Source organism: Acinetobacter sp. UBA3461 (assembly GCF_002381195.1).
In the GTDB taxonomy this organism is placed as follows: Bacteria; Pseudomonadota; Gammaproteobacteria; order Pseudomonadales; family Moraxellaceae; genus Acinetobacter; species Acinetobacter schindleri.
Genome location: NZ_DFRO01000011.1, coordinates 19518 through 33397 on the forward strand (window position 1 = coordinate 19518; position 13880 = coordinate 33397).

Consider the following 13880-nt stretch of genomic DNA (forward strand, 5'->3'; position numbering starts at 1 on the left):
GAGGGTGTAAATCCTGATGAAAGAAATTAATTCATTATCAAATTACATTTTTGGATGGGTGATTTTCCATGCACGGTGAATCTTCTGATTACGCTTGAAATCAGGACCGATGGTTTCATGGGTGATTTCTTCCACATCAAAGAATGCCAAGATTTCTGCATCCATTTCAAAGCCACGATAATTATTTGAGAAGTAGAGTGTACCTTCAGTGGTTAAACGGTTCATAGCACGTTTAATCAAAGACAAATGGTCACGTTGTACGTCAAAAGTACCGTAGAATTTCTTCGAGTTAGAGAATGTTGGTGGATCGATAAAGATCAGTTCATATTGCTCATGACCTTCTTTCAGCCACTCAAAACAGTCACTTGCGAAGAATTGATGTTGTTCATCTGCATGGTCAACGGTTAAACCATTTAATACAAAGTTTTCCTTTGACCAGTTCAAATAGGTATTGGATAAATCTACACTCGTCGTACTTGCTGCACCACCCAGTGCTGCATGTAAACTTGCCGTAGAGGTATAGCTATACAAATTCAGGAAATGCTTGCCTTTGGCCTCTTTGGCAATACGTAAACGCATCTGACGGTGATCGAGGAACAGGCCCGTATCCAGATAATCGGTCAGGTTGACCAGAATCTTGGCCTGACCTTCCTGCACGATAAAACGTTTAGACGCCGTACTTTGTTTGGTGTACTGGTTTTTACCTTCCTGACGGGCACGGGTCTTGATAAAGATCGCATCACGACCTAAACCTGTCACAGCACGAATCGCCTGCAAAGCCAGGTTAAAACGTTTTTTAGCTTTTTCAGGATCAATTTTTTTCGGTGGGGCATATTCCTGAACGTGCAGACGCTCACCATACAGGTCTACTGCGATATTAAAATCAGGTAAGTCTGCATCATACAAACGTAGACAGTGAATATTTTCTTTCACCGCCCATTTTTTCAGAGTTTGCATATTCTTGGTCAGACGGTTGGCAAATTCCATAGCACCTTCGATTGGCTCGAATTGCTGTGGTTGCCAGCTTTCCAGGAATGGACGTACCACTGCAGCCGGTTTAACTGTACCGAAACGGATATAGATCGGTAATTTACCGTTCATCAGCCGTAGAATTTGCGGATCATTGAACGCCAAGACATCCGCCTGTTCAACTTGTGACGCAATCACTGCTGCTTTTTGATTGGGGAAATTCTTTTGCAGCAGATTAGACAAACCTAAGTACAACGCACGGTTAGAAGCCTTGTCACCTAAACGCTCACCATAAGGCGGGTTGGTCACGAAGAATACTTTCTTGCCTTCGGCCTGGAAATCAGGCCAGTCATTTAAGGTACGTTCTTCGATCATAATCTGGTCAAGCGCTGATTCAAAACCTGCTGCAATGATATTTTGCTTGGTGGCTTTTACCGCTTCCCAGTCAGCATCGAAGGCATAAAATTTTGGTAATGGATTTTCCAGCGCAGCTTTATGACGTTCAGCAGCTTCGGCTTTAATACCCATCCACAGTTCATGATCATGACCATTCCAGCCGTTAAAGCCGAAACGACGTACCAGGCCTGGTGCACGATCAGTCAGAATCATTAAAGATTCAATAATAAAGGTACCTGAACCACACATAGGATCAACCACAATATCCGGGTTGATGTCTTTCAGGCCACCTTTTTGCAGGATCGCTGCTGCCAGGTTTTCCTTGATTGGTGCTTCAGTCATAAAGCGACGATAGCCACGTTTATGCAGAGAATCACCAGAAAGGTCCAGGCAGTAGGTATGAGCTTTTTTACCAGCCAGAATATACATGGTGATTTCTGGCTGTTTGGTATCAATACTTGGACGTTTACCCACGGCTTCCATGAATGAATCCACAACACCATCTTTAGCACGCAAAGTGGCAAACTGGGTATTGACCTTGATATCACGTTCGACATGCAGACGAATTGCGAAGGTACTTTGTGGTGCAAAAATTAGTGACCAGTCAAAGCTGATTGCACCTTCATAAAGCTCTTCAGCCACATCACGCGCATCATGGGAGAATTCAATTTCATGTGTGTGGATTGGCATCAGGACACGTGAAGCCAGACGCGACCACATACAGATGCGGTACGCATTTTCCAGTGTACCTTTAAAGGTCAGACGACCCGGGAAACGTTCAATATCCTGAACACCTAAACCTTTGATTTCTTCTTCTAATAAGGTTTCCAGACCATCGGCACAGGTGACCCAATAATTGCTTAAACGTGAAGAGGTATTCATAAAATAGAGAGACCGGAAAAGAATAAATAAAAACTGCGCTCAGTTTACCGTATTTTGCCTTTTAAAGCTTTTGAAATTGTTTCGATTGGCTTTGAAATTTCACCTGAACAAGCCCGCTACAATGAAATAAATATTAAATACATGATAAGTGAATCAAATTGGTATGGAAATTGCTCCTTATACAAAATGAGACTGTAGCCACTGGGGAGGGGCTACAGTCTCATTTTTTAAATAATTGGGGGTTTAAAATGGTAAATGGGGATAGCTTTTCAATTGCAACTTTAATTTATGCGCGTTTAAGACGTATTTCCGGTCGTGTAATTGATGCAATCTACCTGTCTGAAAATAAAGACTATGCAAAGCATGTGATTGAGCTGGCTATAGCAACTCAAGATGAGGAGTTATCACGACTGGTAGAAAAATTAAGACAGGTTTTCGATCTGTCTATGGATCAGGATGAATCTCTAACAGATACAACTCAGCATGTTCAGGATGACTGGATTGTTGTGGAACCGACACAAGAAGATATTCATCGCGCCCAAGTTGCCCATCGTTATATTGGCGCATTGCGCTAAGCTGGTTATGAGTGCAGATGCGCCAGACTGATGCACTCATTTTTTGCATGCAAAAACAGCAATCTGAGAAAAAGGTTAAATTATCTTATTGAAAAAATACATAGGAATTTCAAAATCAATTTTTATTATCAAGTCGGTTTTTGTACAAGTAGCCGATTTCCCAAGTGCGAACAGAAGTGAATCTCTGTATAATACGTTGACTTAACGTATAAGGAATCTCTCATGCACTTGGCTGCATTGCATACACCGAGCCAGATTCAACTCAATAAAGAAGGCAATCTAAAACACTTCTTGACTATCGAAGGTCTTTCCAAAGAAACTCTTACAAAAATACTGGACACTGCGGCGTCCTTTTTTAATGACCAAAATCAGCTCATTACCAATAATTTGCTCGAAGGGCGAACGGTAATGAACCTCTTCTTCGAAAACTCTACCCGTACCCGTACCACTTTTGAAGCAGCTGCAAAGCGTCTTTCTGCTAACGTTCTTAATATCGATATCGCACGTTCAAGTACCTCTAAAGGCGAAACGCTGCGCGATACCTTGTGGAACCTTGAAGCAATGGCAGCGGACATTTTCGTCGTACGTCATTCATCTTCTGGTGCAGCGCATTTTATTGCCAAAGATGTCTGTCCGAATCTGGCCATCATTAATGCGGGGGATGGCCGTCATGCCCATCCAACTCAAGCCATGCTGGATATGCTCACGATTCGCCGTGAGACCAAAAAGAATTTTGAAGATATTTCAATTGCCATCATTGGTGACATCAAGCATTCACGTGTAGCGCGTTCGGATGTCGCAGCCTTACAAACCTTAGGCTGTAAAGATATTCGTGTGATTGCGCCGAATACTTTACTTCCTTATGGCTTCGATGATTACGGTCCAGAAGTTCGTCTGTTCAATAATATGGAAGACGGCATCAAAGACTGCGATGTGATCATTACCTTACGTATTCAGAACGAGCGGATTGATTCACCGGCGCTATCTTCACAGGCTGAATTCTACAAAATGTACGGTCTAAACAAAGAACGTCTGGCCATGGCAAAACCAGATTGCATCGTCATGCACCCGGGTCCAATGAACCGTGGTGTGGAAATTGATTCCAGTATTGCAGATGGTCCACAGTCAGTGATTCTGAATCAGGTGACCAATGGGATTGCAGTACGTATGGCGGTGTTGGCACTTTCAATGCAGGGCCAGCTCCAGGAACAAGGTTTGATTGAAGCGATTGCGGTATAAGGAATAAGTCATGTCTATTGTTAAAATTGAGAATGTTCGAGTTCTAGACCCAATCGAAAAAACTGACAGTGTACAAACAGTTTATCTGGAAAATGGTAAGCGTATTGCTGAAACTGCAAATGTGTCAGAAACGATTAATGGTCATGGTAAATGGCTGATGCCTACCATGGTCGATCTGTGCGCGCGTCTGCGTGAGCCTGGTCAGCAACAGCATGGCACCTTGAAGTCTGAAGGCAAGGCAGCACGTGAAAACGGTATTCTGCATGTGTTTACACCACCAGATTCAAAGCCAATCGTGCAGGACAATGGTGCCTTGATTCATGGTCTGGTTGAAAAAGCCATGCTGGATGGCGGCATCTATCTGGAAGTGATTGGTGCGCAGACACAAGGTTTAAATGGACAACAGCCGGCAAATATGGCGGGTCTGAAAAAAGGTGGTTGTAGTGCTGTATCCAATGCCAGCGCGCCGTTTGCCAATGATGATGTAGTCCTGCGTACCCTAGAATATGCAGCAGGTCTTAACCTGACTGTAGTGTTCTATGCAGAAGAACCGCAAATCGCCAAAGATGGCTGTGTGCATGAGGGTTTTATTGCATCACGTCAAGGTTTACCAATGATTCCGGCACTGGCAGAGACTGTCGCGATTGCTAAATATCTGCTGATGATTGAAGCGACTAAAGTGCATGCACACTTTGGTTTGTTGTCTTGTGGTGCTTCGGTTGAGCTGATCCGCATTGCCAAAGAAAAAGGTCTACCAGTAACATGTGATGTGGCGATGCATCAGTTACATTTAACTGATGCACTGATTGATGGCTTTAACTCACTGGCTCATGTTCGTCCGCCATTACGTTCTGAATTAGATAAAGAGTTACTGCGTCAAGGCGTGAAGTCTGGAGTGATTGATGCGATCTGTACCCATCACGAACCACTCAGCAGCTCTGCAAAAATGGCGCCGTTTGCAGAAACTCAGCCTGGCTTTACTGCATTTGATACCTTCCTTCCATTTGGTTTGCAACTGATCAAAGAAGGTCTGTTTAGTCCATTGGAATGGGTAGAGAAAGTGACGATTGCACCTGCCAAGGTCGCTAAAATGCAAGAGCGCTGGATGAATGAGGCAGGTTGGGTGCTGCTTGATCCTGAAATAGAATGGACTTTGACGAAAGAGAGCATTGTGTCACAAGGTAAAAATACACCATTGATCAATCAAAAGGTTAAAGGAAAAGTTTTACAAAGCTTTGTGCCAGCATAAATCAGTTCCTGATTGTTTTTATTAAAGTCAGCTTCGGCTGACTTTTTTTATTTTGGTAAACATATCATTAACTAGCACTATTGAAATGTTATGATTTTCATACAACTATTTACATTTTCTAAAAAGATCGGGTTTTAAACTGAATAAATATTAATCATTAAAAAATCAAAAGAATGGTGACTTTATGAATGACGACCTGATTCAACGATTAAAATATCATGTTACTCCGACGGTGCTGCAAGGCGAAACAGAATATGTTGCTGCCAAAGAGCAGGCGCTGGCGCAATTTTATCCTATTTTCCTGAGCATATTGCGTGTGCATCCGGAACAGGCAGAAACTCTCAGTCAGCAATTAAATCCAAAGATCAGTGAATTGTTCACAGAAAAACCTGAAATCAAACAACGTCTGCTCGAGCATCTGGCCAGCCTGTCCGATAGCGTGCCACAAGAGCAGCTTGAACAGACCTTAAACCGTTCGATTAAACCAACTATTGAGTATCTAAAAACAGAAGCTGATGCATCTAATCCTGATGCAATTAATTATGTAATTGAAACCAATAATGATTCAATTCAAAAAGCGTTGCCGACTTGGGCATCACAGCTGTTACTTGCTATAGGTGCATCGCCATTGGTTGGCCATCATCCAACACCTGTACCGGGAATTGATCCTGAACCTGTTGAACCGGCGATTCAAAAAGAAAGAAGATCACGTTTTTTAATTCCGATCATTGCCTTTATTATCGTGGCTGCTTTAATTATGTTCTTCTTCCGAGGCTGTACACGTGATGATGATCCAGATGATATCCGGGATATGCAAAATGCATCTAAAGCAGTCGCAACTGAAACTGCATTTCTAAAATTAAGTACTGGAAGTGAGGGGCAGATTACTAGCTGTCAGGTACAGATTAATGATCCTCAGTATATGGAAATTTTACAAAACGAGATCAAACAGATTTTTAATTATAATATCGGTTGCGGTTCAGAAAGTAATGATAATTACCATTCTGAATTCACCGATCAGGATACGATTCCATCTGTACTAAAAGCAATGCAGGGTGTGCCAAATGTCAGTTTGCATTGGGAAGGAAAACAGGTTTCTGTACAAGCGGGGAATTCAGCCGATGCTGAACGTATCGCAGGTGAAATTCGCCAGCTGGCAAAAAATATGACGGTCATTACCCAAAAACCTATTGGTACTGCAAAGGCGATTAATACGCCGAGCAATGAAGCTGAAAAAGTCTTGGCAAGTATGCCTATAGAACAAATCCAAGCTTTAGATGTTGCGACAGCTTTAAATCTGCAAGCAATCAACTTTGCTCCAGGTTCAACTGAAATCCCGACCATCAATCAGTCGATTCTGGATCAGACAGCAGCTTTAATGAAACGTGCGCCACAAGTTCATTTACGAGTGATTGGTCACACAGATGCTCAAGGCGATGAAGAACTAAATAAACAACTTTCTTTACAGCGTGCTCAGGCGATTGTTAACTATCTGGTGAAACAGGGGGTCGATCCTGCCCAGTTGAATGCGATAGGCATGGGGCCGGCTCAACCCAATGCATCAAATGCTAAAGATGTAGACCGTTATAAAAACCGTCGTATTGCCTTTGAAGTCATGAATACCAATACCGGGACTGTACGTGCGGTCGATGACCAAGGTGTAAAACAGAAGGTGTAAATTCAAGACTAAAGAACGGTTTATTTAAATAGCCTATTTAACTAGGTTGATCAAAATGAAAAGGACGAATTGCTTCGTCCTTTTTTTATTGGCATGCTGTGCGCAATTGTTCAGGAATATGAGTAAATGCGGATTACTATCATCGGAGCAGGGCGAGTGGCTTATCATCTTGCCCGTGTATTGTCAGTACAGCATGAGATTGTGCAGATTTATAGCCGGACCTTGGAAAAAGCACAGCAATTGGCAGATCAATTTCAGGCACAGGCAATTGAAAAGCCTGAGCAACTGGATAATCGTGTGGACCTGGTCATTATTGCGGTTAGTGACCAGTCAATTGCCATGGTTATTGAACAGATTCATCCATATTTACCGAATAACCTGATCGTACATACTTCCGGCAGTACTCATTTAGATGTGTTGAAACAAATCCATACACGTGCTGGTGTGTTCTATCCATTACAAACCTTTAGCCTGGAACGTGAGATTAACTGGGAAAATACACCTTTATTTATCGAAGCACATGATCAAGAAGAACAAAATATCCTTCAAAATTTAGCAAATAGCCTAAGCAGTAGAGTCTATTTATATAGTTCAGAGCAACGCCTGAGTCTGCATTTAGCTGCAATCTTCGCATGTAATTTTAGTAACTACTGTTACGACATAGCCAAACAGGTAATAGATGCACAGCAAGTGGATTTTAGTCTGCTTTATCCATTAATTCTGGAAACAGCAAAAAAAGCCACACAGAATGATCCACGCCAGATGCAGACAGGTCCTGCTATGCGGGGAGATCAGAATATTCTGAATATGCATCAATCCATGCTGGAACAGTCACAACGTAGTGATCTGGCAGAAGTATATGCCTTGATGAGTCAGCAGATCCTGCAACGCCATCAAGCTTCCTGAACCTGAAAAATATATAGGTAACTGAATTGCATGCAGATTTCTCGATCAAGCATCGAGTTTAATTCTGAATATCAATTGTTCTATTTTCAGAAAATATCTTAAGTTGAGAAGATAATAATGAAAATGGAACAATAACAATGCAACAGGAATTTGACTACATCATTATTGGTGGAGGGAGCGCAGGATGCGTATTGGCCAGCCGTCTCAGTGAAGATCCCACTATTTCTGTCTGTCTTTTGGAAGCAGGTGGGCATGGCAATGCCTGGACAGTAAATATTCCGGCAGCCTGTGTCATGAGTTTACCAACCAAAATTAACAACTGGGCTTTTGAAACCGTTCCACAAAAAGGATTGAATGGACGTAAAGGTTATCAGCCACGTGGTAAATGTCTGGGTGGTTCCTCGGCAATTAATGCCATGATTTATATCCGTGGCAATCGTGCCGATTATGATGATTGGGCAGCGCAGGGCTGTACTGGCTGGTCTTATGATGAAGTACTGCCATATTTTATCCGATCTGAGAATAACCATCGCATTCAGAATGAATATCATGGTAATGCAGGCCCTTTACATGTATCCGATGTCCAAACAGAAAGTATTTTCCATGAGCGATATTTACAGGCAGCACGTGAGCAGGGCTATCCAGTGCTGGATGATTTTAATGGTGCAGAGCAGGAAGGCTTAGGGGTTTATCAGGTGACTCATGATAATGGTGAGCGTTGTAGCGCAGCTCGAGCTTATCTGTTTCCACATTTGAATCGTCCGAATTTGACCATATGGACTAAAGCCACCACGCATAAAATTATAATCGAACAAAAAGCGGCAGTTGGGGTGCAGGTGCAACATGCGGGTCAATTAAAAACGTTACGAGCGCGACAGGAAGTCTTGCTCTCGGCAGGTGCCATGCAATCTCCACACCTATTGATGCTATCCGGAATTGGTGATGCTGAAGAACTGAAACAACACGGTATCGAGCTCAAGCACCACTTGCCAGGGGTTGGAAAGAATTTTCATGATCACCCCGATTTTATTTTCGGCTATAGCGTCAAAGAATTTGCCGGAACTTTCGGGATATCCATGTCAGGTTCACTGGATATGTTTAAGCAGATTAGGCGATATCGCAGTGAACGCCGTGGCATGATTGCGTCTAATTTTGCTGAATGTGGGGGATTCATTAAAAGCTCGCCAGCACTGAAAACTCCCAATCTGCAATTGCATTTCGTGGTGGCATTAGTGGATGATCATGCACGTAAATTCCGTAGAAGCCACGGCATTTCCTGTCATGTCTGTTTATTAAATCCACGCAGCCGTGGTTCAATTAAACTGAGCGGGCCAAACATTCATGATCCGCTATTGATTGATCCAAATTTCTTGAACGATGAACGCGATTTGGATGATCTGGTCCAAGGTTTTAAACTGACGCAAAAATTGATGCAGTCACCATCGCTTTCCAGTCTGTATAAGCAGGATTTATTTACTGCGCATGTAAAAAATGATGAGGATATTCGGGAAATCCTGCGCAATCGGGTAGATACGGTGTATCACCCAGTTGGTAGTTGCAAGATGGGCGTTGATGATATGTCTGTAGTCGATCCTGAATTATGTGTCTATGGCATTCAAAATCTGCGGGTGATTGATGCTTCAGTCATGCCATCGGTCGTGAATGGCAATACCAATGCACCAACAATTATGATTGCAGAAAAAGCTGTAGATCTAATCCGGGCAAGACAGCAAACATCGAAAGTTGCTTAAAAATATGAGAATTTCTTTTTACAGAATAAATAGGGACCGTATATGACGTCATGGGAACAAGGTACAAATCTGGATAGTGCCAAATACATGCAGGATATTTTCCAGCAACAGCGTCAGGCATGTTTGCAAGCAGCATATCCAGATTATGAGCAGCGTCAACAGCAACTTAAAACACTATACCAAATGGTGGTGGAGCATCAGCATGAGATGGCAGCTGCTATTAGTCGGGATTTCTCGAACCGGAGTCTTGACGAAACCAAGCTGTTTGAAGTGCTGACCAGTTTGAATGGACTGAAACACAGCTTGAAACATCTGAAAAAATGGATGAAGCCGAGTAAACGTCAGGTTGGTATTCTGTTTCAGCCAGCCACGGGTTATGTGATGTATCAGCCGGTAGGCGTGGTTGGTATTGTGGTGCCGTGGAATTATCCGCTTTTCCTCGCCATTGGTCCTTTGGGTCAGGCCTTGGCTGCGGGTAACCGGGTCATGCTAAAAATGAGTGAATATACCCCGGAATTTTCTAGTCTGTTTCAACAGCTGATTGCCCGTTATTTCCCAGCTGACCAGATTGCTGTAGTTACGGGGAATGCACAAGTCGCGCAACAATTTACTACTTTGCCATTTGATCATTTGCTCTTTACTGGCGCGACTTCAATTGCACGTCATGTGATGCATGCGGCGGCGGAGAATTTGACCCCAATCACACTGGAGCTCGGTGGTAAGTCACCTGTTATCGTTGCGAAGGATGCAGATTTACAGGAAAGCGCACGCCGTCTGGCTTTTGGCAAAACCATGAATGCCGGGCAGACCTGTGTAGCACCAGATTATGCATTTGTGCATCAGTCACAAATCCAAGCTTTTATTGAAGCTTACTTCGATGCTATTCGACAATTTTATCCAAATAGTATTTTAAGCAATCCGGATTATACAACCATCATCAATGACCGGCAGCTTGCTCGATTACAGCAATATATTGAGGATGCTCAGGCCAAAGGTGCACAGTTGCATCAGATCGAACAGGGGGTAGATGGGCGCCGTTTGCCGCACCTGGTCTTGACCAATGTCCATGACAATATGCTGATCATGCAGAATGAAATCTTTGGTCCACTTCTGCCCGTCATTGGCTATGAGCAGATGGATGAAGTAATTAACTACATCAACCAGCATGACCGGCCATTGGCACTGTATTACTTTGGTTATAACAAAGCTGAGCAACAAAAAGTCCTGCATACGACACACAGTGGCGGGGTCTGTCTTAATGAAACTTTAATGACGGCTGGTATGGAGGATATGCCCTTTGGTGGGATTGGCCCATCTGGAATGGGGCATTATCACGGACATGAGGGCTTTAAGACCTTTAGTCATGCCAAGTCAGTATTTAGCCGTCCGAAATTCAGTTTAATGAAGCTGATTTATCCACCGTATGGCAGTTCGATTTTGAAACTGATTTATCGTATCTTCTTGCGTTAGAATGGGTGATGCCTAGGAAAATTGCCTGGTATAAAGATGATCAATCTATTTTTCTTTCTAAAATTGATTTCAGATATTCTGATCGCGATCATTCATTAATTCAAAGATAAATTTTTTTTATAAAAAAAGCGCTGAATCATCAGCGCTTTTTTGGATTCATCTTGGATTAAGAGATTTTCTTAAAGATAAAGTCATTAATCTTGTGACCGGCTTCAATACCACGACGCTCGAATTTAGTTTGAGGACGCCAGTCAGGACGAGGATAACTGTTGCCTTTACCTGCCAGGTTTTCCAAACGTGGACGCTCTTCAAGAACTTCCAGCATCCATTCAGCATACGGTTCCCAGTCAGTCGCAGCGTGGAATGTACCGCCGAGCTCTAACTTTTGTTCAACCAATGGCATACGGTCATGCGATACGAAACGGCGTTTGAAGTGGCGTTTTTTCTGCCATGGATCAGGGAAGTACAACTGCACCGTGTTGATACTGTTATCCGGCATTTCACGCAGGACTTGAATTGCATCGGCATCCAGGACACGCAAGTTGGTTAAGCCTTCCATACCTGCTTCATACACACATTGTGCGATGCCGGGTACGTGCACTTCAATACCGACAAAATTACGTTCAGGATTGGCTTTGGCCATTAATACCAGTGAACGACCCATACCGAAGCCGATTTCTACAGTCAGCGGACGTTCAGGGTGCTCAAAATGCTGGCGTAAATCACCCACCGGATATTCCAAAATTAAGTGACCATATTGTTCAAGCGCAGTACGTTGAGAGGTATTTAATGGCGCTGAGCGGCGCATAAACGTCACAATTTCACGGTGCTCGCTTAAATTGTCCAGCTCCACGACTTGCTGGTCTAATTGATCGTTCGACATAACTTTGGCAAATCTAAAAATTCAGAATGCGGTATTTTAAGTCCTGAGCGGAGCAAGTCAAACTTTTCTCGGGAATTCACTACTAAAAACTGGCATTGAGCTTATTCCTGAGAAAAATAAAAGGAACAATTGGCCCTTTTAAATCATATGAATGATGATCAGGTTTGATAACGGTCGACCAAAGTACTGCTGGCTTCATTCAGTCCAGTCACCTGAACATCAACTCCTTGCGCTTTAAATTTCTGTACGACGTTATTGAACATATTCACAGAAGTGACATCCCAAATATGGGCATGAGTCAGATCCAGTTCAACCACTGCCAGGTTTTCCTTAAAATCAAAGAACTGATAGAAACGGTCTGAACTGCTAAAAAAGATCTGCCCGGAAATCACATAACGACGAGAACGTTCATCTATCAAATGAGTATATACGTGAACCGTATTTTCCAGTTTGTTGATAAAGAACAGGGCAGACAATACCACGCCGATTAACACGCCTAATGCCAGGTTATGGGTCACCAAAACTACCAGCACAACAGTAATCATCACCACATTAAAAGCAAGCGGATGCTTGTTAAACTGCTGGATAGCACCCCACTGGAAGGTGGTAAATGATACCATGATCATAATGGCTACCAGTGCTGCCATCGGAATATAAGCCAGCCAATCTTTCAGAAATACCACCAGGCAAAGTAAGAAGATGCCTGCCACAAGCGTAGACAGACGGGTACGTGCACCAGACGAAACATTGATAATCGACTGTCCAATCATGGCACAACCGGCCATTCCACCCATAAAACCGCTGACAATATTGGCCATACCCTGACCACGGCATTCCTGATGGCGGTCACTTTCAGAATCGGTGACTTCATCGACTACAGTGGTGGTCATCATGGTTTCAAGTAAACCGACAGTGGCCAAAGTCGCTGAATAAGGAAAAATAATTTGTAGTGTTTCAAAGTTCAGCGGAATTTCTGGAATCAAGAAAACTGGTAAGGTATCTGGAAAATGCCCTAAGTCACTCACGGTACGCATATCTGATCCGAGGACAAGAGCCAGACCGCTGAGGATGATAATACAGATCAGTGGAGAAGGGATGGCTTTACCAATTTTCGGAAGATAAGGAAATAAATAAATAATTGCCAAACCGATCGCAACAAACAGATAACCGGTCACATCCATTTTTTGCATTTCCGGGATTTGCGCAACAAAAATCAGAATCGCCAAGGCATTCAAGAAGCCATAGACCACTGATTGCGAAACAAAGCGCATCAATTTGGCAACTTTAAATGAACCGGCAATTACCTGAATAATCCCGGTTAATATAGTGGCAGCCAGTAAGTATTGCAGACCATGCTCCTTGACCAAAGTAATCATAAGGAGCGCCATCGCACCAGTTGCTGCCGAGATCATTGCTGGGCGACCACCGAAGAAGGCAATAGATACCGCGATACAGAAAGATGCGTACAGACCGACTTGAGGATCGACGCCAGCAATGGCAGAAAACGCAATCGATTCTGGAATGAGGGCTAATCCGACCACCAGGCCAGCCAGAACATCAGTGCGGATATTGGAAAACCATTCTTCTTTTTTCAGACTTATCACAGAATTTCATCATTTCACTTTTAACCCCGCGTATCTTAATCGTCCTGGTATAAAAATCCACACAAGAATGACTTGAAAATGTCTGGAATATACTCAATATTGAAGAAGTAAATGTCTTTTGGCGGCAGTTACGCTTTTTTGCAATTTACAGGTTTGATCACTTGAAAGTTTGTTAGAAGCGATTTAAAACATTGAGAAGTAGATAACAAGGATCAGAAATGAAGCTTTACTATGCACCTGGTGCATGCTCGTTGGCAGCACATATTATTTTAAATGAA

10 protein-coding genes are annotated in these 13880 nt (G+C 43.0%); 7 read left to right on the forward strand and 3 right to left on the reverse strand.

The window, feature by feature from the left end:
- Positions 1–42: 42 nt before the first annotated feature.
- Positions 43–2247 carry a bifunctional 23S rRNA (guanine(2069)-N(7))-methyltransferase RlmK/23S rRNA (guanine(2445)-N(2))-methyltransferase RlmL gene (gene rlmKL / locus B3D47_RS02030; RefSeq protein ID WP_004894138.1) on the reverse strand — a complete coding sequence of 735 codons (2205 nt, stop codon included), beginning with the start codon at positions 2245–2247 and terminating at the stop codon, positions 43–45.
- Between the two features lie 248 nt (positions 2248–2495).
- Between rlmKL and B3D47_RS02035 the strand changes: the two genes are divergently transcribed.
- From B3D47_RS02035 to B3D47_RS02065, 7 genes are all read left to right on the forward strand, one after another.
- A complete protein-coding gene (locus B3D47_RS02035) occupies positions 2496–2822 on the forward strand; it encodes a hypothetical protein (RefSeq protein ID WP_004894140.1) in 327 nt (108 codons plus the stop codon).
- A 222-nt stretch (positions 2823–3044) separates the two neighbouring features.
- Positions 3045–4061: an aspartate carbamoyltransferase catalytic subunit gene (locus tag B3D47_RS02040; protein WP_004812299.1), complete on the forward strand. Its 1017-nt coding sequence runs from the start codon at positions 3045–3047 to the stop codon at positions 4059–4061.
- A gap of 10 nt (positions 4062–4071) precedes the next feature.
- On the forward strand, positions 4072–5310 hold the full coding sequence (locus tag B3D47_RS02045; RefSeq protein WP_286859668.1) for a dihydroorotase: 1239 nt from the start codon (positions 4072–4074) through the stop codon (positions 5308–5310).
- A gap of 184 nt (positions 5311–5494) precedes the next feature.
- The gene (locus B3D47_RS02050) at positions 5495–6988 is read left to right on the forward strand and encodes an OmpA family protein (RefSeq protein ID WP_286859670.1); all 1494 of its coding nucleotides are present in this window, start codon (positions 5495–5497) and stop codon (positions 6986–6988) included.
- 126 nt (positions 6989–7114) lie between these two features.
- Positions 7115–7894: a Rossmann-like and DUF2520 domain-containing protein gene (locus tag B3D47_RS02055; RefSeq protein WP_286859673.1), complete on the forward strand. Its 780-nt coding sequence runs from the start codon at positions 7115–7117 to the stop codon at positions 7892–7894.
- Positions 7895–8031: 137 nt separating this feature from the next.
- On the forward strand, positions 8032–9645 hold the full coding sequence (locus tag B3D47_RS02060; protein WP_286859675.1) for a GMC family oxidoreductase: 1614 nt from the start codon (positions 8032–8034) through the stop codon (positions 9643–9645).
- A 42-nt stretch (positions 9646–9687) separates the two neighbouring features.
- Positions 9688–11115, forward strand: a complete 1428-nt coding sequence (locus B3D47_RS02065; RefSeq protein ID WP_286859677.1) for a coniferyl aldehyde dehydrogenase — start codon at positions 9688–9690, stop codon at positions 11113–11115.
- 166 nt (positions 11116–11281) lie between these two features.
- Here the strand turns inward: B3D47_RS02065 and trmB are convergent, their stop codons facing one another.
- Positions 11282–11998: a tRNA (guanosine(46)-N7)-methyltransferase TrmB gene (gene trmB / locus B3D47_RS02070; protein ID WP_004894155.1), complete on the reverse strand. Its 717-nt coding sequence runs from the start codon at positions 11996–11998 to the stop codon at positions 11282–11284.
- 158 nt (positions 11999–12156) lie between these two features.
- On the reverse strand, positions 12157–13602 hold the full coding sequence (locus tag B3D47_RS02075) for a SulP family inorganic anion transporter (protein WP_286859679.1): 1446 nt from the start codon (positions 13600–13602) through the stop codon (positions 12157–12159).
- Between the last annotated feature and the right edge of the window lie 278 nt (positions 13603–13880).